The organism is Pseudomonas sp. W3I7 (assembly GCF_030816095.1).
GTDB lineage: Bacteria > Pseudomonadota > Gammaproteobacteria > Pseudomonadales > Pseudomonadaceae > Aquipseudomonas > Aquipseudomonas salomonii.
In genome coordinates this window covers 870,881-895,006 of record NZ_JAUSXP010000001.1, presented here as the reverse complement: position 1 = coordinate 895,006, position 24,126 = coordinate 870,881, and the positions used below count along the sequence as shown (strand labels likewise).

Genomic DNA, 24,126 nt, shown 5'->3' with positions numbered 1-24,126 from the left:
ACTTCGTCATCGAATAGGATGTAAGGGCCGGAGCAAAGCAGACCTCATCGTCAAGACTGTACGCGGTCTAATGTGGGAGCTGGCTTGTCGAATCGTCGCACCGCTGCGATGGCATCAACTCGGTGTGCCTGATGTACCGAGGTGTCTGCATCGCAGGCAAGCCAGCTCCCACAGAAAAGCAGCTCTTCAGTGCATGCAAATCCACAGTCGACCTCATGCTCAAAACTGCATACGGTCAACTGTGGGAGCGGGCTTGCTCGCGAATGCGGTGGGTCAGTCAATTCATCTATAACAGACATACCGCATTCGCGAGCAAGCCCGCTCCCACATTTAGACTGTGTTGCATCAGGTAGATAGGCTGTCGCTTTGCACTTGATCTGGCTTTTGATTCAACCACTCAGGTCGGCTTTCAGGCCGCCGTGCTCTGCTTTTGATCTTGCTTTTGATCTGAGGCGCCCCGTTAACCACGATGGCCGAACGCAGGCTTGAATCCGTGGGTAACCCGGCAGGACGCCGGGTTAGCCGCGCTGGGCCAAGGATGGCCCATCGCGGCGGCCCACGGATTCAAGCCGGAGTGCGGGCATGCCGAGCCTAGGCGAGGCACCGAGTGGTGGGGCGAAGACCTTTTGGTTACTTTTGGGGCGTTTGCCAAAAGTGACCCGCTGTAAGAGCGGAACCATAGGCGGCCGTTACCGCAGCAACGGATATGTACACCAACCGACTAACCGCTAGGCAAACCACAAAGAGCACACCCGCGCCAGTTCAGAGGCCAGTCCAAGCCTGAACAAACGCCGCCACATCTTCCTTACCCGCCGTACGCGGAGGGTTCTGCGGCGTACCCAAATAGAGGAAGCCAATCACCTCCTCATCCGCCGTCAGCCCCAAGCCTTTAGCCACATGGGCCGAGTAGGACAACTCACCCGTGCGCCACACCGCCCCAATCCCCTGCGCATACGCCGCCAGCAAAATACCGTGGGCCGCACAAGCAGCCGCCAGCAGTTGCTCGGATTTAGGCACTTTAAAGTGCTCTTGCAGACGCGCAATCACCACCACCACCAACGGCGCACGCAGCGGCCCATTCTGAGCCTTGTCGATAGCGGCTTGCGGCGCGTCGGCGTCCTGCAGGCGTGCGGCCTCGGCCAGCAGCGTACCCATCTGCTCACGGGCGGCCCCTTCTACGGTGAGGAAGCGCCACGGGCGCAGTTGGCCGTGGTCGGGGGCGCGCATGGCAGCGGCGAACAGCACGTCGCGCTGCTCCTGGGTCGGCGCCGGTTCGAGCAAACGCGGCACGGAAACACGGTTGAGCAAAGCGTCGAGAGCCTGCATTGGCCACCTCCAGAAAAATGTGCGGACATTCTAGCGGGTATTAATCAGATACCACCAAACGATAATTGCTCTTATTCAATCCGCCCTGCCCTGTTAGACTTTGCGACCCTATTTTTCGCCATCGCCGCAGGAAACTCGATGTTCCGTTCGCCTCTTCGTCTGTGCGCAGCATTGATGGCCTTGAGCCTGACTGCCTGCGATGACGCCCCCAGGTTTACCAAGGCCGAGCCGGGTGAATCACGCGCGGGCGGCGCGACGACGGTGAACAAGCGCGATCAGAACGCGTTTTCCCTGCCTTCGGCCAACCTGGCACCCACCCGTCGCCTGGATTTCAGCGTCGGCAACAGCTTCTTTCGCAGCCCCTGGGTGATTGCGCCGTCCACCACCACCGCGCGTGATGGCCTGGGCCCGCTGTTCAACACCAATGCTTGCCAGAACTGCCATATCAAGGACGGCCGTGGCCATCCGCCGCTGCCCGACGCGCCGAATGCGGTGTCGATGCTGGTGCGCCTGTCGATCCCGCCTACGCCTGTCGATGCCAGGCTCATCGAGCAGATCGGCGTGGTGCCCGAGCCCGTCTACGGTGGGCAACTTCAGGACATGGCCGTACCGGGCGTAGCGCCTGAAGGCAAAGTGCGGGTCGACTACACGCCCGTTAACGTGACCTTCAAGGACGGCAGCGTGGTCGAGCTGCGCAAGCCAAACCTGCAAATCACCCAGTTGGGCTACGGCCCGATGCACCCCGAAACACTTTTTTCGGCGCGGATTGCGCCACCGATGATCGGCCTGGGCCTGCTCGAAGCCATCAGCGACGCCGACATTCTGCGCAACACCGACGCGAAAACCGCCGACAAGGAAGCCCTCGTCGGTCGCGCCAATTGGGTCTGGGATGACGCGCAGCACCAAACCGTAATCGGGCGTTTTGGCTGGAAAGCCGGGCAACCCAACCTCAATCAACAAAATGTTCACGCGTTTTCTGGTGATATGGGCCTCACCACGTCCCTGAGACCCTTTGATGACTGCACCGACGCCCAAGTCGCCTGCAAACAGGCGCCCAATGGCAATGGCCCCGAGGGCGAGCCGGAAGTCAGCGATAACATCCTGCGCCTGGTGCTGTTCTACACCCGCAACCTCGCCGTGCCGGCACGCCGTGGCGTCAACACGCCGCAGGTGCTCGCCGGTAAAAACCTGTTCTACCAGGCCGGTTGCCAGGGTTGCCATAAGCCGACGTTCACCACGGCGGCCACGGCCGCCGAACCGGAATTGGCCAACCAGGTGATCCGCCCTTACAGCGACCTGCTGTTGCACGACATGGGCGAAGGCCTGGCCGACCACCGCAGCGAGTTCAAGGCCGGCGGCCGCGACTGGCGTACGCCGCCGTTGTGGGGCATTGGCCTGACGCAGGCCGTAAGTGGTCACACCCAGTTTTTGCATGATGGCCGCGCCCGTAACCTGCTCGAAGCCGTGCTCTGGCATGGCGGTGAAGCACAAGCGGCGCAGCAGCATGTGTTGTCCTTTAATGCCGAGCAGCGTGCTGCGTTGCTGGCGTTCCTGAATTCCTTATAAGCATTGCCACACTGACAGAAGGGAGCTCGACATGTTCCGTCCCAAGTTGCTGTTCACCAGCCTTGCCGCCCTCGCCCTCGGCGCCTGCTCGCCCCAGGACCCGCAAGCGGTGACCTCGGCGGCCATCGCCAAGCAAGTGATCCTGCCCACCTACAGCCGCTGGGTTGAAGCCGACCGCCAGCTGGCCGTCAGCGCCCTCGCCTACTGCCAGGGCAAGGAAAGCCTGGAGACGGCCCGCGCCGACTTCCTGCACGCGCAAAAAGCCTGGGCTGAGTTGCAACCGCTGCTGATCGGCCCGCTGGCCGAGGGCAACCGTTCGTGGCAAGTGCAGTTCTGGCCGGACAAGAAAAACCTGGTGGGCCGCCAGGTCGAGCAACTGGTCAGCGCCCAGCCGCAGATCGACGCCGCCGCCCTGGCCAAGTCCAGCGTGGTGGTGCAAGGCCTCTCGGCCTACGAATACATCCTCTACGACGCCAAGCCCGACGTCGCCGACGACGCCCAGAAAGCCCGTTACTGCCCACTGCTGGTGGCCATTGGCGAACGCCAGAAAACCCTGGCCGAAGAGATCCTGGCCAGCTGGAACAGCACCGACGGCATGCTCGCGCAGATGACCAAGTTCCCGAACCAGCGCTACGCCGATTCCCACGAGGCCATCGCTGATCTGCTGCGTGTGCAGGTCACCGCACTGGATACCTTGAAGAAAAAACTCGGCACGCCGATGGGCCGCCAGACCAAGGGCATTGCGCAGCCGTTCCAGGCCGATGCCTGGCGCAGCCAGTCGTCCCTGCAAAGCCTGCAAGCCAGCCTGGCGGCGGCGCAGACCGTGTGGGTGGGTGTCGACAACAAAGGCCTGCGCGGCCTGTTGCCGTCCGAGCAGAAACCATTGGCCGACAAGATCGACGCTGCTTACGCCGCCTCGCTCAAGCTGTTCGCCAGCAACCAGCGCACGCTCAACGAATTGTTGGCCGACGATGCCGGGCGCCAGCAACTTAACGACATTTACGACAGCCTCAACGTGGTCCACCGCTTGCACGAAGGTGATTTGGCCAAGGCGCTGGGCATCCAACTGGGCTTTAACGCTAACGACGGTGACTGATGATGCTCAGGCGACAGGCTTTGGCGGTTGGCAGTGTGCTGCTCAGCGCACTGACGTTGGGTGGCTGGACGCTGTTCAAACAAAAGAAGCAGGCACCGCTGCTGCTGTCGGCCCGCGATGACGCGGACGGCAAGCACTACGCCGTGGGTTTTCGCCTGGACGGCACGCAAGTGTTTGCCACTCAGGTCGGCCAGCGCTGCCATGACATCATCAACCACCCGACACTGCCGATTGCGCTGTTCGTCGCCCGTCGCCCGGGCACCGAGAGTTACCTGATCGACTTGCGTACTGGCACGCTGCTGCAAACCGTCACGTCCAACGCCAATCGTCATTTCTATGGCCACGCGGTGATCCACAAAAGCGGCGACTGGCTGTACGCCACCGAGAACGACACCTCCGACCCCGGCCGTGGCCTGCTCGGTGTGTACAAGTTCGAGGGCGAGCGCCTGGTGCACAGCGGCGAACTCTCCACCCATGGCATCGGCCCCCACCAGGTGTCATGGATGCCCGACGGCGAAACCCTGGTGGTGGCCAACGGCGGCATTCGCACCGAAGCCGAAAGCCGTGTGGAGATGAACCTCAACGCCATGGAACCGAGCCTGGTGTTGATGCACCGCGACGGTAGCCTGATCAGCAAGGAAACCCTGGGCCAACAGATGAACAGCGTGCGGCATATGGGGATTGCCAGCGATGGCACGATCCTCACCGGGCAGCAGTTCATGGGGCCGTCCCAGGAGCGTTCCGAGTTGCTCGCGATCAAGCGCCCGGGGCAGCCGTTCGTGGCGTTCCCGGTGGCCGATGAGCAACTGCAAGCCATGGGGCATTACACTGCCAGCGTCGCCGTGCACAGCGAACTGCGCCTGGTCGCACTGACAGCGCCGCGGGGTAACCGGTTTTTTATCTGGGACATGGACAGCGGTGCGCTGCGTCTGGACGGGCCATTGCCCGACTGCGCCGGTGTCGGCGCGGTGGCGGATGGCTTTGTCGTCACCTCAGGCCAGGGCCGTTGCCGCTTCTACGATTGCCGCCAGCCGCAGTTGGTCGCCAAGCCGCTGCAATTGCCGGCCGGGCTTTGGGATAACCATCTGCACCTGATCTGATCGCGCTCATGTATAGGGCCACGCATGGCCCTATAACGCGGCAGCCACGTTGTTACTTCTTGCTGGCGGCTTCTACGTTCATACCGGTAGCCAGGTTCTTGATGGAGAACCCTGAGCAGGCTTTGGCGCTGTCGATGTCGAAACGAATATTGACGACCTGCTCTGTGGTCGGCCAGCCAGGAGCTCCGGAAAGATCAACAGAGGTGGTCCCTTGCTTGACAAAGAAGCGGGCACTGTTGCTTTCACTTATGCCCTCAGACGGTGTGGACCAGAATATCTGAAGAGGAACTCGGGGCTCTGCGGCATTGAAACATTCAAACTCGAACGCCAACTGATGTGACTTCGAACCAACGACCTGAGGCGCCAGCGTAAAAATGATGTAAGGGTCCACGCCGGTAATGGTGTAGGTGTTCGGCTTGTCAGCGGGTTTTACATCATTGGTTTGCGCGACACTTCCCTTGGCTCCGAGCTTGAAGCCGATGGTATTCGGTGCGGTTGCAAAAAGGTCGGGCGGGGTCAGAAACAGCCCCCTTCGCGATGCTCGCTCAACCACAGAATACAAAACATAGTCGGGTTTGAAGCGCTCAACCAACTTCGTCAGTCCATCACTGTTGATGGATTCGTGATCCACTTGAATGACCTTTGAAAAAGTGGCCGCCATGAAGGGTGACAGCGAAATGCCATAAGAGTCTCTGAGCCAAATGACCTTTTTATTGTTCAGTGCTTTGGGTGATGCAAAAAGCTCAGGACGACGGGGCGCCAGATTTGGCAGATTGTTGTTTGTCCCCAACAATGCCCCCGACTCATAATCGTAGCGCTCTACAGGTATGCTGAATTTTTCGCGAAAGCGCAAAACAGCTTCTTGGTCGTGCGTCCAGCTTTGTATCCGTTGAAATCTGGATAGGTCGCCACCTTCCCTGTCAGTGACAGCGACCACGTCTCCATCAGCAACGTCAGGCCAGACGAGCGCAGGCTCGGCTTTACTCAAATTATTCGCCAATGCCATAAAGGCGATCCATGCACCCCGGTCATTCCAATGGGTATCGGTCTTGAAATAAAGCGGCTGGCTTTTATCTTTAGCTGCCAATAGCGGACTGAACGCATCGACATACACGCCAGGCGGGGCATTCTTCAGTAATTGTGCGGAAACAGCATCAGGCGAATGAGCCGCCCATTCCGGCAGGTACTCCGGGTAGATAGAGTCCTTATCCGGGCCAATCAACACGCGGTATTGCTTCACGCCATGCTGCTTGAACCAGTTCTCCCACTTTTTCTGATTAGTCGTCACTTTTTCAATCGTACTGGCGTCTTCCGCTGTCATTCCATTTCGCTTGACTGAAATAGACCCTACGTAGTCATCACCAAGGAAAAACCACCCATCCTTGCCCACCAGCACTTCACCCGGATCAATCGAGATACCGAGCAAATTGTAGAGGCCGCCCACTAATGGCATCGCAAAATCAATGTTGTAGAGAAACGAAAGTTCCCACCATTTCACATGTTCATCGGTGTGGCCAGGCAGACGCGTTGCCAGGTTGAACACTGGCGAAATCATCAGGATCAGAAAGGTAGAAATGAAAAATACCGCTATTTTGTTTTTCATCACGACACCGATCAAAAGTTGAAATACAAGAAGACGGTGCTGGTCGTCTTCAGGGTGGAATACATGGCAATCGCAAACACCAGCGTCATCCAGATGGTTTTTTTCCATCCAAAGGTGCCTTCAACGGTCAGCGTGAACGAGTTCTTCATTGGCGTGATGATGAAGCCAATCAAAATCATCGCGAAGCAAATCGCGTTCACGGCGATGCCCTGTGGCAGCACGCTTAACAAATGGTCCGACAACACACCGCCCCATGCCAGGCTGGCGGTAGGTACGGCGCTGACAGGCGTACCGGTGATAGAGCCGAAATCAAACATTTTGATAATGATGTTGTTCGCGTCCTGTATCGAGGTCGCTCGGAAAAATACCCAAGTGATATTGATAAACAGGAATGTAACCAGCCAGGCCAGCGGGTTGGGCATGCTCATGCCTAACTGCTTCCAGATACGGTGGATGACCAACGCGCCGCCGTGCAGGGCTCCCCATATGACAAACATCCAGCTGGCGCCATGCCACAGGCCGCCGAGAATGAAGGTCAGCATCAGGTTCATGTAGATACGCGGGGAAGAGCAACGGTTGCCGCCCAACGGGATATACAGATAGTCACGCAGGTAGCGGCTCAGGGTCATGTGCCAGCGGCGCCAGAAATCCTGGATATCGAGGGACTTGTACGGCGAGTTGAAGTTGATCGGCAGCCAGATATTGAATAACAACGCGGCGCCGATCGCCATGTCGCAGTAGCCACTGAAGTCAAAATACAACTGGAAGGTGTAGGACAGGCTGGTGGCCCAGGCACTGTAGAAGTCGTGATGCGCGCCGGGTGCGTAGCCTGCATCCGCCCACACGGAGAAGGTGTCGGCCAGAATGACCTTCTTGAACAAGCCGACACTGAAAATGAAGATCCCCATCAGAATGTTCTTGTGCCGAACAAACAAGGTCCACCGCGACTCGAACTGCGACATCATTTCTTTGTGGTGGAGAATCGGGCCGGCAATCAGGTGCGGGAAGAAGGTGACGAACAAGGCATAGTTGATGAAGTCATATTCTTTTGCCTCGCCACGGTAGCTGTCGACCAGGAAGGCAATTTGGGTGAAGGTGTAGAAGCTGATACCCAGCGGCAGGATGATCTGCTCAAACCCGACATGGCCACCGGCCAGGGTATTAAAGTTATCAATCAGGAAGTTGGTGTATTTGAAATAGGCGAGCAGCGAAAGGTTGATCGCAATCGCCCCGGCCAGCGCCCATTTTTTCCTGTGTGCGCTTTGCAGTGCCGTTGTATAAGGTGAGACCAGCCAACCGCTCGCGTAGTTGAATACGATCGAGCCCAGCAGCAGCGGCAGGTACGCCACACTCCAGTAGCCATAAAAAAACAAACTGGCCAATACCAGCCATATCTTCCCGGCCGACACCAATCGAGTCTTATTTAAAACAAAGTAAACCGCAAACACTATTGGCAAATACACCAATATGAATATAGAAGAACTGAAAATCATCGACCCACCCCAACACAAAAAAACGCGCAGTTAAAGCGACTAATAGCCTTAGCGGCTTATTCTGATTTCTACCACTGCAAACGTTTATCTTGAGTTATTAACTTTCATCAGCATCCACACGTTCCCTCAGCCACCGTTATCGGTCGATTATCCTTTTCACCTTCTGCAACGCGCCAAACGCATAGAGAAGCCCCAGTCGCTGGAAAAAAGGTCAGGGAAGATACCATAGCGAGCCAGGCTTTTCTTACCCAGCAAAGGATGTTTCCTATGGTCGTGTAGGAAAATCCGCATTGACACCTTTATCTGTCAGGCACTCGTGAAGCGGATTTTCGACCAACGGTCGGTCAAGTGAACGCAGGCCCCCCCTTGGCTTTGCCGCGTGTGCCGTAACGTAAAAGGCCCCGCAATGCGGGGCCTTTATGGGGATTTTGATGCCTTCAACTCTGCGGCCTCATCCCTTGGGACATGCCGAACATGAACAACAGCAACTCATGATCCGGCTTGGCCGCCACACTGACCTTGGCAACACGTGGCAGCAGGCATTGCCCGCTACCCTGCGCCGCACTGAGCACTTGTGTGCGAGGTTGTTCCCACGCAGCCAGCGCCAGGGCTGCAATGCCCAACGCGCCGACCAGGAACACACCTCGTGCTATTTCTAGCTTCATCTACTTAAACCCTTGATAGCGCTGCCAAACGCCGTCTCGTAAAAGTAGCTGAGTTTTTCCCAGTCGGTACTGTTCCACGACGAATGGCGGCGCAATTGCAGCATGTCATGGGAGGCGGCCCGATAAGCGGTCAAGCGCTGACGGCACTTCTCGAAGTCCAGCAGCGCCACTTCCACCTTGGCCGAGTCGCCTTCGCCGGTCACGCGTACAAAAATGTGCTTGATGTACAGGCAGCCATGTTGCCAGCGGCCCTTGTGCATGCGCGCCAGGGTGCCCGCCAATTCCTTGAGCATGCGCTCGTGAACCAACTCGCCGTACTGCTCACGGCCACCGGCGGCGTACCAGTTTTCGATCTCGTCGAAACCATCGAGGGACGCCGTCACCAACAAGGCTTTCCATTGATGCTCGGGGTCACGGCGCGCGCCGCAGAACACCAGTTCCGGAACGCGTACATCCAGCGAACGCAGGCCTTTGAGAGCGTCACGTTCGCGCAACACGGTCGGGCGCCCGAACGGGTGAAGCCAACTGCGGTAAATATGCCCGGTCTGGCGTTTGCTGTAGAGCAATCGGCCATTTGGGCTCACGACTCGCTGCACACCGCTTTCACCACCGCGTCGGCGGTTGGGTTCCTCGACCCATTCGCCCTGCTGGCGCCAGAAAAAATCAAATCGTTCTTCGGGAGCTACGTGACTGCCTGATACGCACTCAACTGCCATCCTGTTACCTCTTACGCAATACATAGACTCGCCACATGGCGTAGAGCGGCATGAAGTCCAGGGATTCCTGAACTCGGAAACCGGCTTGCTCAAATTCTGCCTCGACAGTAGCAGCCGGTAACACAAACCGGTTTTGGTAACCTTCCTGCTCACCTTTCTTGCGACGCCTGGCTTCGGCGCGCTTGCGTTTCCAAGCCTTGAAATTGCCATCCACCCACAGCGAAATAATCACGCTGTCGCGGGTAACCCGCTGAAATTCTTTCAGTATTGCCAGCCTGTGCGCCGGATCACCAATGTGGTGCATCAAACGCATGCAAAAAATACTGTCGACCGCGTTATCGGGCAAATCGATATCAAAGGCAGACGTGTGCAAAGGCCGTACCCGCTTCACCACCTCCGCCGGCTGGGCGACGGTGGCAACCTTCAACATCGACTCCGAATTGTCAGCGCCGATAATCACACGGTTGGGTTTCTCCGCCAACAAGGGCCAGAACCGCCCGGCACCGCAAGGCAGGTCCAGCACCAGGCCCGGCTCGCCAGCCATGGCCAACGCGCCGCGCGCCAATTGCTCGTCGCGTTTGTGGGACAGCCGGCGAGCCAGATTGTCCTGATGCTTGAGCAAATAATTCTGCGCGTGCTGATCGTCGTACTTTTCGGAAAAATCGAGCTTGATCGGGGTAGACATCAACGGATCTCCAGTAGCTGATGCCTACAACCTTAAGCAGCAAACTGTGATCAACAGGTCAACCCGTTGTGAAAAACTTGTCCTGTCCAACCCCATACATTTCAAGACTTTACAGATACAAGCAATAGCGTGGGGCCATATTCGCCGATTTAGCGGGTTGTCTGGCAGGATAACGGCCAGGTCCACCCTCAGGGTTTGACCTGGCTCAACTCGACATGAAACCGGCAGCCGTTGGGCTCCATGGTGCTCAGGCTGACGCTCCAACCCTGGCTCTCGCAGATGCGTTGCACCAGCGACAAGCCCAGGCCAAGGCCTTCGCCACGCTTCTCGCTGCCGCGCACAAAGGGCTCGAACATCGCTTCACGCTTGTCTTCGGGAATGCCGACCCCGGTGTCCTCGACCACAAAGCCGCTGGGTTCGAGCGTCAGGCGGATAAAGCCCTGCTCGGTGTAGTGCAGCGCATTGCGCAGCAAGTTGCCCATCACCGCATGCAAGAAGGTGGTGTTGTAGCGAGTGTCCAACGGGTTTCCCGGGCTGTAGATCAACTCGAGGCCTTTTTGCTCGATGGGCCCGCGCCAGATGCCGAGCAGATCTTCGGCCACCTGGGTCAGGTTGACTTGGGCCGACATGCCGGAATCATCGTGCTGGGCACGCGCCAGCATCAGGAAAGTCTGCACCAGTTCACGCATTTCTTCACACGCGCGGGCAATTCGCAGCACCTGGTTGCGACCACGCTGGTCAATGGCCGGGTTTTCCAGCAGCAGTTCACACGAGCTGGCCAGTACCATCAAGGGCGTGCGCAGTTCGTGGCTGACGTCGCTGGTAAACAATTGCTCACGGGACAACGCCGCACGCAGGCGGCCCAGGGTGGCGTCGAACGCCACGGCCAGCTCGCCGACTTCATCGGCGGCGTAGTCGGGCGCCAGCGGCGGCGCCAAGCCCAGCAATTGGTCACGATGGCGCACCTGGCGAGCCAGGCGCACCACCGGCGCCATTACCTTGCGGGCCAGCACCCAACCGAGGAACACCGCCAGCGCCAGGCTGAGTACAAAACCCACCAGCACCACGGCAAACAGCACGCGCTCACGCTCTTCGAAATCGCTTTGGTCTTGCAGCAACACATACCGTCGGCCATCCACCACTTCAACCATGGCGTGGTACGACAGCGCTTCGCGGAACACTTCGTGAAACCCCGGTTCCAGGTGCCGCAGGTCTTTGGGCAGTTCGAAATCTCCAGGGCCGCCACTGAAGTAAAACAGCTGGTCGGGCTCGGGCCGGTGGCTCCAGTCCTCAACGCTGTCCATCAACAACAGGCGCTGCAGGTCGCCGCCCAGGCCGGCCGAAATCAGTTTTTCTTCCACCAGGTGCACAGTCGCAACGATGCCCATGGCGAAGGCCCCCGCCACCAACGCACTCATCAGCGCAAAGGCAATGATGATCCGCTGGGCAAGGCTTTGCTTAAACTCCATCACGGCCCTCGGCCAGGCGATAACCCACACCGTGTACCGTTTGCAGCAACGGCTTGGCGAAGGGTTTATCGATCACTTGGCGCAATTGGTGAACGTGGCTGCGCAGGCTGTCGCTGTCCGGGCAGTCGTCGCCCCACAGGGCCTCTTCGAGGATTTCGCGGCGCAGTACGTGCGGGCTTTTTTGCATCAGCACCGCGAGCAGCTTCAAGCCCACCGGGTTGAGCTTGAGCAGACGCCCTTCGCGGGTGACTTCCAGGGTATCAAGGTCATAGCTCAAATCACCGACTTGCAGGGCACGGCGCCCGCCGCCCTGGGCACGGCGCAATACGGCTTCGATGCGCGCGGCCAGCTCGGACAAGGCAAACGGTTTGAGCAGGTAGTCATCGGCGCCGGACTTGAAGCCCTGCAGCCGGTCATCCAATTGGTCGCGGGCGGTGAGCATGATCACCGGCGTGTCGCGACGGGCGTCTTCACGCAGGCGTTTGCACAGCGTGTAGCCATCGATACCGGGCAGCATGATGTCGAGCACGATCAGGTCGTAATGCTCGGTGGCGGCCAGGTGCAGGCCCGACAAACCGTCCTGCGCACAGTCCACGGTGTAGCCCTTTAGCCCCAGGTAATCGGCCAGGTTGGCCAGAATATCGCGGTTGTCTTCAACCAATAAAATTCGCATGGGCAGTGTCTCCGTACGCGGTAACGGCCTTGTTGGCTCGCGCAGCTTAAGGCCAAGTGTGGCTCAGGGATAGGCCTGGGAGCCACGCCGATAAAGGTTTTCAACCAATTACATATTCCAACAAGTTTTTCACTATAGCTTCACACACTAACTACAGTGCCAGGTTGAACATCGCGCCCATCGATATAAGGAATATGGACATGGGGTTTCTCAAAACCGCGCCTATGCGTTTTCTGCTGCTCGTCACCACAACCTGGCTGGTAATTTTCCTGTTGACCCGCAGCGTGCTGCTGATCACTCATCTGGATGAAGTCGGCGGCAATTTGCTGCCGGTGTTTGGCGTGGGTTTGCTCTATGACCTGAGCTTCCTGGTGTATGCCGCCTTGCCGCTGGGCCTGTACCTGCTGCTGTGCCCGCCCGCGCTGTGGCGCCGACGCGGCCATCGCTGGTTCCTGCAAGCGGTGCTCACCGCAAGCGTATTCGCCATGCTGTTCACGGCGGTCGCTGAATGGCTGTTCTGGGATGAATTCGGTGTGCGCTTCAACTTTATTGCCGTCGACTACCTGGTGTATTCCAAGGAGGTGTTGAACAACCTGCTGGAGTCCTACCCGATCGGCAAGCTGCTCAGCTTGTTGGCGATGCTGGCGATAGTGGTGAGCCTGGCTCTGCGCAAGCCGTTCAATGCGGCGATGAACGCCCCGCTCCCGCCAATGCGCGGGCGCTTGCTGAATGCCCTGTGCCTGTTGGTAGCCGCCGGTCTGAGTGTGCAATTGATCAGCCAGAACAGCCCGCGTGCCCAAGGCGGCAATGCCTATATGAACGAATTGGCGAGCAACGGCCCCTACCAATTTTTTGCCGCCTTTCGCAATAACGAACTCGATTACACGCAGTTCTACAAAAGCCTGCCAACCGACATTGTCGCCAAACAACTGCGCGCAGAACTCAGCGAACCCAATGCGCACTTTATCGGCACAGACCCGCTAGATATCCGCCGCACGATCGACAACCCAGGCACATTGCGCAAACCCAACATCGTGCTGGTGACCATCGAAAGCTTCAGCGCCAAGTACATGGGCAGCAATGGCGATGAGAACAACCTGACGCCCAACCTTGATGCGCTGCGCAAACAAAGCCTGTACTTCAATAACTTCTATGCCACCGGCACCCGCACTGACCGTGGGCTGGAAGCGATCACGTTGGCGATTCCACCCACGCCCGGCCGCTCGATTGTCAAGCGCATTGGCCGTGAAAGCGGTTTCGCAAGCCTTGGCCAGCAACTCGGTGCCGTCGGTTACGACAGCGTGTTCGTCTACGGCGGGCGCGGTTACTTCGACAATATGAACGCGTTTTTCAGCGGCAACGGTTATCGGGTCGTCGACCAGAGCAGTGTGCCTGAAGCGGAAATTTCGTTTAAGAACGCTTGGGGCATGGCTGATGAAGACCTCTACCGGCAAACCCTGAAACTCGCCGACGCCGACTACGCCAAGCAGCAGCCTTTCCTGCTGCAACTGATGACCACGTCCAACCACCGCCCCTACACCTACCCGGACGGGCGCATTGATATCAAGTCCGGTAAAGGCCGTGACGGCGCCGTCAAATACACCGACCACGCTATTGGCGAGTTCCTCGAAGCGGCACGCCAGAAACCCTGGTTCGATAACACGATTTTCGTGTTCGTCGCCGACCACACCGCCGGCAGCGCAGGCAAGGAAGACTTGCCGATCACCAACTACCAGATCCCGCTGTTCATCTATGCCCCCAAGCTGATCGAAGCCCGGGAAACCGCACAACTGGCCAGCCAGATCGACCTTGCGCCGACCTTGCTGGGCCTGATCAACCTGAGCTACGAGTCGACCTTCTTCGGCCGCAACCTGTTGCAGGACAACCCGTTGCCACCGCGCGTGGTGGTCGGCAACTACCAGTATCTGGGGCTGTTTGACGGCAAGGACCTGGCCATTTTAAGCCCACGCCAGGGCCTGCGTCGCCACGATCAAGCCCTGGGTGAAAGCCAGGAGTTACGCGTGGGCAGTGATGATCCGTTGATCCAACGCGCCATCACCTACTACCAAGCGGCCAGCTATGACTACACACAACAATTGCTGAGCTGGAAGGCGCCGAAGGAAGTGCCCCCCACAATCAGCGTACGCTGACAGCTGCGCTCTGGCCCTTGCCTACCACAGGGCAAGGGCGTGACACTTGCGCCATCCTCCGGCGATGGCGCCCTTGCATGTCCGACTCCCTGTTGCTGATCGAAGATGACCGCCCATTGGCCGCGCTGACGGCCGAGTTCCTGCGCGCCGAAGGTTTTAGCGTCGCCGTGGAGCACCGTGGTGATCGCGCCGCACAGCGCATTCTTGAGGAAAAACCGGCGCTGTTGATCCTCGATGTCATGTTGCCGGGCATCGACGGGTTTACCCTGTGCCGCCAGATTCGCGACAGCTACCCCGGGCTGATCCTGATGATGACCGCGCTGGATGAAAACGCCGAGCAATTGACCGGTTTCCACGTGGGTGCCGACGACTACGTGGTCAAACCGGTCGACCCGCTGCTGTTGCTGGCGAGGGTGCGCTCGTTGCTGCGCCGTCACCGCCAGGCGCCCAACGCGTCTTATCAGTGGGGCGCGTTTCGATTGGATCTCAACAATCATTTCGCCTGGCTCGACGGCACGCCGTTGCAGTTCTCGGTGGCAGAGTTCGAACTGCTGGCGATTTTCGCCCGCCACAGTGGCGTGTTGCTGACCCGCGAGAAACTCCTGCAAAGCTTGCGTGGCCTGGAATACGACGGGCTTAACCGCTCGATTGATATGCGTGTGTCGCGCCTGCGCAAAAAGCTGATGAGCCTGGCCTGCCCGGTGACCATCCAGACCATCACGGCCCAAGGCTACCTGTTTGTCGAAATCCCCCAGGCGGCCCAGCATGTTTAAACTGCGCCCCTGGATGGTGGCCGTGGCGGGCGCGAGTTGGACGAGCCTGACCCTTTATCTGCTGTGGCTGTGCACCAATGCCTCGGTGTTTGTCGGCGAAGACAGCTTTTTACGCTTGATGGCCGGCCCAGGCTACCTGGTGGCCGAACAGCTTAAAGGCGTGCCTGCCGAAAAGCGTGAAGCGCGCATGGACATCCTGCGCGCGCACTTCCAGTACCCGGTAGCGCTGATCCCGTATGACGACGTCGAATTGCCCCCCGAAGCCATGGTCATGCTCGAACACCAACAGCCGGCGCTGAACAGCGACGAAGACATCAGTTACTTCCCGCTGGACGACGATACCGTGATCCGATTCGGCCCTATGTGGGGGAGTGCCGAGGTCAATGACCTGCTGAAATTTCCGATTTTCTGGATCACCGCCTGCGTCGCAGGCTTGCCGGTGTTGCTGCTGCTGGGCTTGGGTTTGCGCGCGTACCGGCGGCATAACAAGGACCTGGCCACGCTCACCCACTGCCTGGGCACCCTGGCACGCAGCCCAAATGTGATGCTGCCGGCCCTGGGCAAAGAATGGACGCCGTTGCTGCTGACCTTGCAGCAGCATGCACGGGAGATCAGCGCCATGAGCGAACGCCATCGCGAAGTCTCCCAAGCTGTTTCCCACGAACTGCGCACGCCGCTGGCGCGCATGCGTTTCGCCCTTACGTTGCTGAGCAAAAGCGAAGACCTGCCGACCCGCGCACGCCTTCAGGAGCGCTTGCAAACCGATGTCGAAGAACTCGAAGCCCTGGTTCGTGCCAGCCTGGCCTTTGCGCGGATGGCCGGCGCGCCCACTGATTTGCAGCACGAGCCCATCAACCTGCGTGACTGGCTGCACCAGGAGTTCGCCTTGCTGGATGGGCACCATCGCCAATTGAGCCTGGAAACCGAGCCTGCACAGCTTGAACTGATCGGCGACCGCGCCCTGTTGCACCTGATCGTGCGCAACCTGTTGAGCAACGCCATCACCTATGCGCGTGATCGAGTGTGTGTGAGCGCCACTTATCAGGGTGAGCAGCACGTGGTGCTGCATGTCGACGATGACGGCCCCGGCATATTGGCGGAGAACCGTGAAAAGATTTTCGAGCCCTTCGTGCGGCTTGCCATGGGCGGCGACGAACCCAGTGGCTTCGGCCTCGGCCTGGCGCTGGCCAAGCGCGCAACCCAGTGGCATCACGGTGAGTTGTCGGTAACCCGCAGCCCGCTGGGCGGCGCACGCATGAGCCTGGTACTGCCGTTGCGCCCTCTTTAGAGCGCTGTTACAGCCTGTGACAGCCAAGCCATCCCATCGCCCGTAACCTCGCCAACTGAATCCCCGGTTGGAGAGCCCTTTCATGCATCCCCGTAAGAAGCATTTGCCCACCTTGATGCTGTCGCTGTGCATCGTTGCCGGCGCATTCGTGCCCGGTAATGCGTCGGCCTCGCGCCTGGCGGTGACGGACAAGCCATCACCACGGATGGAAGACAAACACGCCGGCGATCACACCGCCAATACGGCACGTCGGCCAACGGCGCAGGATGCGCTCCTCACCCCACCCCCCCGGAGGCGGCCCCGAGCCGCCGGCGTTGAGAAACTCGCGCACCTGCCTGGCCCTGGCTCATTCGACCAAGCTGCTGCACCGCAACCCGTGGCACTTGTGCCGGCTGCCCAAGTAACCCTGGCACGGGGCATGACCTTCAGGAAGCTGTTGCGGCGGCGTACATTGGGTTGAGACAGATATAGCGCGGGCCTAATGTGGGAGCGGGCTTGCTCGCGAATGCGCAGTGTCAGTCAATAAATCCACCGACTGATACACCGCATTCGCGAGCAAGCCCGCTCCCACATTGGTTCTCCTACATTTTTGAATACAAAAAAGCCCCGCCTGCATCACTGCAGGCGGGGCTTTTCGGTAGCCGGGTAGGCTGGCTTACATCATGCCGCCCATGCCACCCATGCCGCCCATGTCAGGCATACCGCCACCGCCAGCGCCTTCAGCCTTTGGCTTGTCGGCGATTGCAGCTTCGGTAGTCAGGATCAGGCTACCGATCGAGGCTGCTGCTTGCAGCGCGGAACGAGTCACCTTGGTAGGGTCCAGGATGCCCATTTCGATCATGTCGCCGTATTCGCCAGTCGCAGCGTTGTAACCGTAGTTACCTTTGCCGTTCTTGACTTCGTTGACCACAACGCTTGGCTCGTCGCCGGAGTTGGCAGCGATCTGACGCAGCGGTGCTTCAACAGCGCGACGCAGAACAGCGATACCGACGTTCTGGTCAGCGTTGTCGCCGGTCAGGTCAGCCAGGGCTTCCAGAGCGCGGATCAGCGCAACGCCACCGCCAGGTACCACGCCTTCTTCAACGGCTGCACGGGTTGCGTGCAGGGCGTCTTCAACGCGGGCTTTCTTCTCTTTCATTTCAACTTCGGAACCGGCGCCAACCTTGATCACTGCAACGCCGCCAGACAGCTTGGCCAGACGCTCTTGCAGTTTTTCACGGTCGTAGTCGGACGAGGTTTCGGCAACCTGGGCACGGATCTGAGTGATGCGAGCCTGGATGTCCTGCTCAACGCCAGCACCGTCAACGATGATGGTGTTTTCCTTGGAGATGGTCACGCGCTTGGCGCTACCCAGGTTTTCCAGGGTGGCGCTTTCCAGGCTCAGGCCGATCTCTTCGGAGATTACGGTACCGCCGGTCAGAACAGCGATGTCCTGCAGCATGGCCTTGCGACGATCGCCGAAGCCTGGCGCCTTGACGGCGGCGACTTTAACGATGCCACGCATGTTGTTCACAACCAGAGTCGCCAGGGCTTCGCCTTCAACGTCTTCGGAAACGATCAGCAGCGGGCGGCCGGCTTTGGCAACGGCTTCCAGCACTGGCAGCATTTCGCGGATGTTCGAGATCTTTTTGTCGACCAGCAGGATCAGCGGGCTGTCCAGCTCGGCAACCATGGTCTCAGGCTTGTTGACGAAGTACGGGGACAGGTAGCCACGGTCGAACTGCATGCCTTCTACAACCGACAGTTCGTTTTCCAGGCCAGTGCCTTCTTCAACGGTGATCACGCCTTCTTTACCGACTTTTTCCATGGCTTCGGCAATGATGTCGCCGATGGAGTTGTCGGAGTTGGCGGAGATGGTGCCTACCTGAGCGATAGCCTTGGTGTCGGCGCATGGCTTGGAGAGCTTTTTCAGCTCAGCAACGATGGCGATAGTCGCCTTGTCGATGCCGCGCTTGAGGTCCATCGGGTTCATGCCGGCAGCGACGGCCTTGTAGCCTTCGTTGACGATGGCCTGAGCCAGTACGGTAGCGGTGGTGGTGCCATCGCCTGCGTCATCGTTGGCACGGGAGGCAACGTCTTTGACCAGCTGCGCGCCCATGTTTTCGAAACGGTCTTCCAGTTCGATTTCTTTGGCTACGGAAACGCCGTCCTTGGTGATGGTCGGAGCGCCGAAGCTCTTCTCGATAACCACGTTACGGCCTTTAGGGCCCAGGGTCGCTTTTACCGCGTCAGCCAGGATGTTGATGCCGGTGAGCATTTTTTTGCGGGCGGAATCGCCGAATTTAACTTCTTTAGCAGCCATGATCGATATTCCTTAAATACTTTGTAGTAACGGGAAAATGAGCGGGGAATCAGTCTTCCAGAACGGCGAGAATTTCGTTCTCAGCCATGACCAGCAGGTCTTCGCCGTCGACTTTCACAGTGTTGCTGCCGGAGTAAGGGCCGAAAACAACCTTGTCACCCACTTTTACGGCCAGCTCACGTACTTGACCGTTTTCCAGCGTCTTGCCCGGGCCTGCAGCGAGAATCACACCGTGGTTGGCTTTTTCAGCAGCCGAACCTGGCAGAACAATACCGCCAGCGGTTTTCTTTTCTTCTTCGCTGCGACGGATTACGACGCGGTCGTGCAGAGGACGAAGCTTGCTCATTGTCGATCTCTCCTAATTGTGTTTTTCATCGGCCGGTATCGATACCGGCAAGTTGTATTCCGGCGGTGCCGGTCGCGCCTCGCCAAGCAAGACGCGGAAGTCTGTCTGGTGTCGCCACCAGAAACCTTGCGGTGACCGTTACATAAGGGCGCATAAGCTTATTACAAGAGGCCGCGACGGAAATTTTTTACGAATGCCGGGCGGCAAAAGCAACACGGCACCCAAAGGCGCCGTGCAGGTCATGCGGTTATTTGCTGTCGCGGTGTTCGAACTCGCCTTCGATCACATCCCCTTCACGCCCCAACGGCTGGCGTGGAGCCGGCCCGCCACGGGGTTGCAGGTCATCGGCAAACGCACGCTGGCGGATCGCCGCTTCTTCGGCACGCTGGCGCATCTTGCCGGCCAGCAGCTTGCGGGTGAACGGCAGCAGCATGACCAGGCCGACCACATCGCTGATAAAGCCCGGCAGGATCAACAGACCACCGGCCAAGGCCATCATCAGGCCTTCAAGCATGGTCTGTGCAGGCAGTTCGCCGCGGTTCAGGCTTTCACGGGCACGCAGCGCCGTGGCCAGCCCGGCGACGCGCAGCACCAGCACGCCGAGCATCGAGCCGAGAATGATCAACAGCAGCGCCGGGAAAAACCCGATGGCACTGCTGACTTGAACGAATACGAACAGCTCCAACACCGGGAACAGCAGAAAGAGCAATAAAAAAGGGCGCATCAAATGGTTCCTCAACGCAAGAATGCCTTGCCAGTTCACCTTAGATGACGTCGCCGTTTCGTGAATTCAAGCGCTGACGGCTTCTTTTTTCGGCCAGACCGCGGCGTGAGCCAATGAAACCAGGGCTTCACGCACTTGTGTCGGCGTGTTGCAAGATTCGGCAAACGGCAGCCAATACAAGGACTGGCCGATACGCAGGTGCATGCCTTCGCTGTCGATACCGGCCAATTGCGCAGGTTCGGTGGTCGGCAGGCCGGTCAGCTCGACATAGTGGGCGATGGCCTTGGTGTGGTCGCTGTTCATGTGCTCGATCATGCTGCGCTCGGCTTTGCCCGCAAACGGGTTGGCCAGGGTGAGCTGGTCAACCCAGTGAATCGCGCCAAAGCCGCCGATGTAACGGTGACGCACCGGCTTGAGCACCCAGAAGTCGAAATCGTGGGCTTTGTGGTAGTTGGCCGAATCCGGGAAGTAGCGGTAGTAGCGCTCGGCGGCGGCTTCAATCGCAGCCTCATCCTCAAGCTTTTCGGCTTCGGCCAGGTAGGTCAGGCGCCCTACCGCTTGCACGTCATCCGCCTCGCGCTCACCCACCAGCAGCGAGCACTTGGGGTCTTTTTGCAGGTTGTGGGTGTGCTGGGCGATGCGGCTGATCAGGATGATCGGCTGGCCGTGCGCGTCGAGGCAGTACGGCACCACTGAGCCGAAGGGAAAACCCGGCATGGCTTTGGACAATGTGGAGAGCGCTCCACGGTATTCCTTGAGCAACAGCTCTCGGGCATTCTTGGCAACCTGCGTGCTCACGGTATGACTCCTCGGGTGTTCAGCCGCCCACAGCCTATGGCGTCTATGGGAATGAATCTCAACACAAGGTAATCAATATCGGCGCTGGTTGCCAGAGTGCCCGTTGCTGGCCTTACCAGGCTGCTTTACCAAGCGACGCCGAAGCCTGCGGTGTAACGGGTCTTGTCCAAGCTGCTTTGCGATTCGCCATTAATGAGGTCACGCTCGGCCTTGAGGTTGAGCGAGGCCCACTCGGTGACTTTGTAGCGCAGGCCCATTTCCGCCTCCAGGGAGTAATCGGACGGCCCGGCCAGCGGTTTGCCCACTTCACCGTTAGTGAAGAATTCCACGGTCTTGCCCACCAGGTAGCGGTTGTAGTTCCACTTCATGGCCAGGGAATAGAAGTTGCTCTTGCGATCGTCCGAATACTGGTAATCGGTGCGGTTGACCAGCGAGCCGAGGGAGAACGCGCCCAGCTCATCGTCCCAGAACTGATAGCCAGGGCCAGTACCGACGGTGCGCTGGCGGGACAGGTCTTCAACCTTGTCACGCTTGTAGGTCAGGCGGCCCTGCCAGTACCAATGCTCGGTGATGAAGCGGTCCAGGTCATATTCCAGCGACCAGTTATCAGTGGTGGTCACGTCATCCTGGAACTCGCGGTTGTATTCGCCCTGGGCGGTATGCCGCCACTGGCCGTGACGGGCGGTGGTCTTGAAATCGATGTCGTAGTCATTGGTGTCTTTGTCGGCGCGTTTGTAGTCCAGCGCCAGGTCGACATTGCCCTTCCATACCAAGTCTTCGATCACAGGCTTTGGCTTGATGATCTGCTGGATGCTGGCCAATTCCACGGTTTTCGGCGCTTCGCCATTGGTCAGGGTGACCTTGCCATCCTCCGCCGCTTTCAGGGATTTGGCCTTTTCTCCGGTGTAAGCGTCCTGCTTGACCAGCAGTTCCTGGTCGCTTTCCAAAGTCTTGACCTGTTTCCAGTCCACCGGGATGGCCCCTGCGTAGTTGGTCTGAATCAGCAATTTGCCACCGTCGAAGACCTTGATCTTGCCGGTCAGGCGGTCACCGTTCTTCAACCAGATGGTGTCGGCGAGCAGGGGCGTGGAGGCACTGAAAACAGCGAGGCAGAGCAGGGTTCTGGACAACATAAGCGAATTCGAGGCTCGAAATTGGCGAAAAAGGGGCGTTATCGTGTTAGATAGCTAGGACTGACTCAAGGATTTATATTGAGTTCAATTCTCAACTGAATGATTACAGACGTTTCTTACAAAAACACCTCTTTAATAAAGACGCGGCGATGCCCACACTCCACTCCCCCGAAGACGCCCCCCAAAGCCCCGCAGACATGCGCCGCACGGCCTTGTACCTGACCCTGGCGCAAGTGCCCGAAGGTTGCGTGGTGAGTTACGGCGAGTTGGCGCACCTGGCCGGGCTGGGCCGGGCCGCACGCTGGGTCGGGCGTACCTTGAGCCAGCTTCCGGAGGACACCCGCCTGCCCTGGCATCGGGTGTTGGGTGCCGGTGGTCGGATAAGTCTGCCGGTGGGCAGTGCTTCAGGCGACGAACAACGTGCGCGTTTGCGCAGTGAAGGCGTCAGTATCCTGAATAATCGCGTTGATATTCAGCGTCATGGCTGGCGCCCGGTAGAGCACAGCGGTTAGAGTGCGCGCTTTGTTTCCGCAAATCTGAGGCAGACTCCAGCCCATGCCCCGTAAAACCTGGCGCGCCGCGCTCGCCGCCTATGCCAGCCCTTCGACGTTAGTCCTGTTGTTGCTCGGCTTCGCCGCCGGCTTGCCTTACATGTTGGTGTTTTCGACGCTTTCCGTGTGGTTGCGCGAGGCCGGTGTGGCCCGCGAGACCATCGGCTATGCGAGCCTGATCGGCCTGGCCTACGCGTTTAAATGGGTCTGGTCGCCGCTGCTCGACCAATGGCGCCTGCCGCTGCTCGGCAAACTGGGACGACGTCGCTCCTGGCTGGTACTTGCCCAGACGCTGGTGATCCTCGGTTTGATCGGCATGGGCTTCTGCGACCCGCAAAAGCACTTGTCCTGGCTGATCGCCATTGCCGTTATCGTAGCCTTCGCCTCAGCCACCCAGGACATCGCGGTAGACGCCTATCGCCTGGAAATCGCCGACGACAGCCGCCAGGCTGCGCTGGCTGCCAGCTACATGTCCGGCTATCGCATCGCCGCACTGCTGGCCACCGCCGGCGCGCTGTTCTTTGCCGAAGGTTTCGGTTCCACCGGTTTCAACTATAAACACTCGGCCTGGACCGGCACTTACGTGCTGTTCGGCCTGTTGATGATCCCGGCGCTGCTGACCACCTTCTTCATGCGTGAACCCGATGTGCCACTGCGCACCCAACTGCAGGCCGGGCGCTACAGCTTTGCGCATCAGCTTGTTTCGGTCTTTGTGCTGATCGTGCTGCTGGTGTCGGTCCCGGCGATGTTCACCCAGCTGTACAACACCGATTTCGCCAGCGTGCTGTTCCACGGCGTGAGCCTGTGGGAGCTGCTGATGGAAGACCGCGCGTTCCTGCGCGCCATCCTGTACATCATCCTTACCACCCTGTGCCTCTCGGCCATGGGCCGCCGGGGTTTGGCGCCGGTGCTGACACCGGTCAACGACTTTATCCTGCGTTATCGCTGGCAGGCGCTGCTGCTGCTCGGGCTGATTGCGACCTATCGCATGTCCGACACCGTGATGGGCGTGATGGCCAACGTGTTCTACATCGACCAGGGCTTTACCAAGGACCAGATCGCCGGGGTCAGCAAGATCTTCGGCCTGATCATGACCCTGCTCGGCGCCGGTATGGGCGGCCTGTTGATTGTGCGCTTCGGCATCCTGCCGATCCTGTTTATCGGCGGCATTGCCTCGGCGGCCACCAACCTGCTGTTCGTGATGCTCGCCGACATGGGCCCCGACCTGCAGATGCTGATCTTCACCATCTCCCTGGATAACTTCAGTTCGGGCCTGGCCACTTCAGCGTTTGTCGCCTACCTGTCGAGCCTGACCAACCTCAAGTTCTCTGCCACCCAATACGCGCTGCTCAGCTCGATCATGCTGTTGCTGCCGCGCCTGATTGGTGGCTACTCAGGCGTGATGGTGGAGAAGTTCGGCTATCACAACTTCTTCATCATCACTTGCCTGCTGGGTGTGCCGACGCTGTTCCTGATTGCGCTGCACTGGTTTCAGGAAAGCCGACGGGCGCGATTGAATCCTCCCGCAGAAGACTGACCCAACTCGGTCAGTGTGGGAGCTGGCTTGTTGTGGCGAGGGAGCTTGCTCCCGCTCGACAGCGAAGCTGGAGTCGGCTTAGTTAGGGGCGCTTCGCACCCCAGCGCAAGCAAGCTTGCTCGCCACAGCAAG

The 24,126-nt window shown here is 59.0% G+C and carries 22 protein-coding genes; 9 read left to right on the top strand and 13 right to left on the bottom strand.

Going from position 1 to position 24,126, the window contains the following annotated elements:
• Positions 1–762: 762 nt before the first annotated feature.
• On the bottom strand, positions 763–1,326 hold the full coding sequence (locus QF043_RS04230; protein WP_305455354.1) for an NAD(P)H nitroreductase: 564 nt from the start codon (positions 1,324–1,326) through the stop codon (positions 763–765).
• 138 nt (positions 1,327–1,464) lie between these two features.
• Between QF043_RS04230 and QF043_RS04225 the strand changes: the two genes are divergently transcribed.
• Genes QF043_RS04225 through QF043_RS04215 form a run of 3 tightly spaced genes read left to right on the top strand, consistent with a single transcriptional unit; the run spans position 1,465 to position 5,088 of the window.
• Positions 1,465–2,892 (top strand): di-heme oxidoredictase family protein, encoded by a 1,428-nt coding sequence (locus QF043_RS04225; protein ID WP_307417604.1) that lies wholly within the window; start codon positions 1,465–1,467, stop codon positions 2,890–2,892.
• Positions 2,893–2,923: 31 nt separating this feature from the next.
• Entirely contained in the window at positions 2,924–3,988 is a 1,065-nt protein-coding gene (locus tag QF043_RS04220) for an imelysin family protein (RefSeq protein WP_307417603.1), read from the top strand.
• A gap of 2 nt (positions 3,989–3,990) precedes the next feature.
• Positions 3,991–5,088 carry a DUF1513 domain-containing protein gene (locus QF043_RS04215; protein ID WP_307421300.1) on the top strand — a complete coding sequence of 366 codons (1,098 nt, stop codon included), beginning with the start codon at positions 3,991–3,993 and terminating at the stop codon, positions 5,086–5,088.
• Between the two features lie 52 nt (positions 5,089–5,140).
• Here QF043_RS04215 and QF043_RS04210 read toward each other — a convergent pair whose 3' ends face one another.
• The 7 genes from QF043_RS04210 to colR form a co-directional block, all read right to left on the bottom strand.
• Positions 5,141–6,799, bottom strand: coding sequence for a hypothetical protein (locus QF043_RS04210; RefSeq protein WP_307417602.1), 1,659 nt, complete (start codon positions 6,797–6,799; stop codon positions 5,141–5,143).
• Positions 6,703–8,073 (bottom strand): MBOAT family protein, encoded by a 1,371-nt coding sequence (locus QF043_RS04205; RefSeq protein ID WP_307417601.1) that lies wholly within the window; start codon positions 8,071–8,073, stop codon positions 6,703–6,705. Before QF043_RS04205 ends, QF043_RS04210 begins: the two co-directional genes overlap by 97 nt.
• 548 nt (positions 8,074–8,621) lie before the next feature.
• A complete protein-coding gene (locus QF043_RS04200) occupies positions 8,622–8,849 on the bottom strand; it encodes a hypothetical protein (protein ID WP_307417600.1) in 228 nt (75 codons plus the stop codon).
• Positions 8,846–9,565 carry a lipopolysaccharide kinase InaA family protein gene (locus tag QF043_RS04195; RefSeq protein ID WP_058422710.1) on the bottom strand — a complete coding sequence of 240 codons (720 nt, stop codon included), beginning with the start codon at positions 9,563–9,565 and terminating at the stop codon, positions 8,846–8,848. The genes QF043_RS04200 and QF043_RS04195 overlap by 4 nt, the downstream gene beginning before the upstream one ends.
• Positions 9,566–9,569: 4 nt before the next feature.
• On the bottom strand, positions 9,570–10,250 hold the full coding sequence (locus QF043_RS04190) for a class I SAM-dependent methyltransferase (protein WP_056858673.1): 681 nt from the start codon (positions 10,248–10,250) through the stop codon (positions 9,570–9,572).
• A gap of 188 nt (positions 10,251–10,438) precedes the next feature.
• Positions 10,439–11,719 (bottom strand): HAMP domain-containing sensor histidine kinase, encoded by a 1,281-nt coding sequence (locus tag QF043_RS04185; protein WP_138813994.1) that lies wholly within the window; start codon positions 11,717–11,719, stop codon positions 10,439–10,441.
• Positions 11,709–12,392: a two-component system response regulator ColR gene (colR, locus tag QF043_RS04180; protein WP_003175870.1), complete on the bottom strand. Its 684-nt coding sequence runs from the start codon at positions 12,390–12,392 to the stop codon at positions 11,709–11,711. The genes QF043_RS04185 and colR overlap by 11 nt, the downstream gene beginning before the upstream one ends.
• A gap of 200 nt (positions 12,393–12,592) precedes the next feature.
• Here colR and QF043_RS04175 point away from each other — a divergent pair, with 200 nt between their 5' ends.
• The 4 genes from QF043_RS04175 (at position 12,593) to QF043_RS04160 (ending at position 17,063) form a co-directional block, all read left to right on the top strand.
• Positions 12,593–14,542 (top strand): LTA synthase family protein, encoded by a 1,950-nt coding sequence (locus QF043_RS04175; protein WP_307417598.1) that lies wholly within the window; start codon positions 12,593–12,595, stop codon positions 14,540–14,542.
• A 77-nt stretch (positions 14,543–14,619) separates the two neighbouring features.
• A complete protein-coding gene (locus QF043_RS04170; protein WP_307417597.1) occupies positions 14,620–15,315 on the top strand; it encodes a response regulator in 696 nt (231 codons plus the stop codon).
• Entirely contained in the window at positions 15,308–16,603 is a 1,296-nt protein-coding gene (locus QF043_RS04165; RefSeq protein ID WP_307417596.1) for a sensor histidine kinase KdpD, read from the top strand. Before QF043_RS04170 ends, QF043_RS04165 begins: the two co-directional genes overlap by 8 nt.
• An 82-nt stretch (positions 16,604–16,685) precedes the next feature.
• Positions 16,686–17,063, top strand: coding sequence for a hypothetical protein (locus tag QF043_RS04160; RefSeq protein WP_307417595.1), 378 nt, complete (start codon positions 16,686–16,688; stop codon positions 17,061–17,063).
• 195 nt (positions 17,064–17,258) lie between these two features.
• On the opposite strand, the gene groL is transcribed toward QF043_RS04160, so the two are convergent.
• From groL to QF043_RS04135, 5 genes are all read right to left on the bottom strand, one after another.
• The gene (gene groL, locus QF043_RS04155) at positions 17,259–18,905 is read right to left on the bottom strand and encodes a chaperonin GroEL (RefSeq protein WP_056858678.1); all 1,647 of its coding nucleotides are present in this window, start codon (positions 18,903–18,905) and stop codon (positions 17,259–17,261) included.
• A 49-nt stretch (positions 18,906–18,954) separates the two neighbouring features.
• On the bottom strand, positions 18,955–19,251 hold the full coding sequence (gene groES, locus QF043_RS04150; RefSeq protein WP_017139748.1) for a co-chaperone GroES: 297 nt from the start codon (positions 19,249–19,251) through the stop codon (positions 18,955–18,957).
• Positions 19,252–19,498: 247 nt separating this feature from the next.
• Positions 19,499–19,975: an FxsA family protein gene (locus tag QF043_RS04145; protein ID WP_016975517.1), complete on the bottom strand. Its 477-nt coding sequence runs from the start codon at positions 19,973–19,975 to the stop codon at positions 19,499–19,501.
• A gap of 66 nt (positions 19,976–20,041) precedes the next feature.
• Positions 20,042–20,773 (bottom strand): HugZ family protein, encoded by a 732-nt coding sequence (locus tag QF043_RS04140; protein WP_307417593.1) that lies wholly within the window; start codon positions 20,771–20,773, stop codon positions 20,042–20,044.
• 125 nt (positions 20,774–20,898) lie between these two features.
• Positions 20,899–21,906 (bottom strand): DUF481 domain-containing protein, encoded by a 1,008-nt coding sequence (locus QF043_RS04135; RefSeq protein ID WP_307417592.1) that lies wholly within the window; start codon positions 21,904–21,906, stop codon positions 20,899–20,901.
• A gap of 149 nt (positions 21,907–22,055) precedes the next feature.
• Here QF043_RS04135 and QF043_RS04130 point away from each other — a divergent pair, with 149 nt between their 5' ends.
• A complete protein-coding gene (locus QF043_RS04130) occupies positions 22,056–22,418 on the top strand; it encodes an MGMT family protein (protein WP_307417591.1) in 363 nt (120 codons plus the stop codon).
• 43 nt (positions 22,419–22,461) lie between these two features.
• The gene (locus QF043_RS04125) at positions 22,462–23,994 is read left to right on the top strand and encodes an AmpG family muropeptide MFS transporter (protein ID WP_058422705.1); all 1,533 of its coding nucleotides are present in this window, start codon (positions 22,462–22,464) and stop codon (positions 23,992–23,994) included.
• The last annotated feature ends 132 nt before the right edge of the window (positions 23,995–24,126 follow it).

Bases quoted from the DNA above. Each gene is read 5' to 3' on its own strand.
- QF043_RS04145 (WP_016975517.1), bottom strand. From the start codon at position 19,975: ATGCGCCCTTTTTTATTGCTCTTTCTGCTGTTCCCGGTGTTGGAGCTG.
- QF043_RS04170 (WP_307417597.1), top strand. From the start codon at position 14,620: ATGTCCGACTCCCTGTTGCTGATCGAAGATGACCGCCCATTGGCCGCG.
- QF043_RS04185 (WP_138813994.1), bottom strand. From the start codon at position 11,719: ATGGAGTTTAAGCAAAGCCTTGCCCAGCGGATCATCATTGCCTTTGCG.
- QF043_RS04160 (WP_307417595.1), top strand. From the start codon at position 16,686: ATGCATCCCCGTAAGAAGCATTTGCCCACCTTGATGCTGTCGCTGTGC.
- QF043_RS04210 (WP_307417602.1), bottom strand. From the start codon at position 6,799: ATGGAAAAAAACCATCTGGATGACGCTGGTGTTTGCGATTGCCATGTA.
- QF043_RS04215 (WP_307421300.1), top strand. From the start codon at position 3,991: ATGCTCAGGCGACAGGCTTTGGCGGTTGGCAGTGTGCTGCTCAGCGCA.
- QF043_RS04165 (WP_307417596.1), top strand. From the start codon at position 15,308: ATGTTTAAACTGCGCCCCTGGATGGTGGCCGTGGCGGGCGCGAGTTGG.
- QF043_RS04230 (WP_305455354.1), bottom strand. From the start codon at position 1,326: ATGCAGGCTCTCGACGCTTTGCTCAACCGTGTTTCCGTGCCGCGTTTG.
- QF043_RS04135 (WP_307417592.1), bottom strand. From the start codon at position 21,906: ATGTTGTCCAGAACCCTGCTCTGCCTCGCTGTTTTCAGTGCCTCCACG.
- groL (WP_056858678.1), bottom strand. From the start codon at position 18,905: ATGGCTGCTAAAGAAGTTAAATTCGGCGATTCCGCCCGCAAAAAAATG.
- QF043_RS04225 (WP_307417604.1), top strand. From the start codon at position 1,465: ATGTTCCGTTCGCCTCTTCGTCTGTGCGCAGCATTGATGGCCTTGAGC.
- QF043_RS04200 (WP_307417600.1), bottom strand. From the start codon at position 8,849: ATGAAGCTAGAAATAGCACGAGGTGTGTTCCTGGTCGGCGCGTTGGGC.
- colR (WP_003175870.1), bottom strand. From the start codon at position 12,392: ATGCGAATTTTATTGGTTGAAGACAACCGCGATATTCTGGCCAACCTG.
- QF043_RS04125 (WP_058422705.1), top strand. From the start codon at position 22,462: ATGCCCCGTAAAACCTGGCGCGCCGCGCTCGCCGCCTATGCCAGCCCT.
- QF043_RS04175 (WP_307417598.1), top strand. From the start codon at position 12,593: ATGGGGTTTCTCAAAACCGCGCCTATGCGTTTTCTGCTGCTCGTCACC.
- QF043_RS04130 (WP_307417591.1), top strand. From the start codon at position 22,056: ATGCCCACACTCCACTCCCCCGAAGACGCCCCCCAAAGCCCCGCAGAC.
- QF043_RS04220 (WP_307417603.1), top strand. From the start codon at position 2,924: ATGTTCCGTCCCAAGTTGCTGTTCACCAGCCTTGCCGCCCTCGCCCTC.
- QF043_RS04195 (WP_058422710.1), bottom strand. From the start codon at position 9,565: ATGGCAGTTGAGTGCGTATCAGGCAGTCACGTAGCTCCCGAAGAACGA.
- groES (WP_017139748.1), bottom strand. From the start codon at position 19,251: ATGAGCAAGCTTCGTCCTCTGCACGACCGCGTCGTAATCCGTCGCAGC.
- QF043_RS04190 (WP_056858673.1), bottom strand. From the start codon at position 10,250: ATGTCTACCCCGATCAAGCTCGATTTTTCCGAAAAGTACGACGATCAG.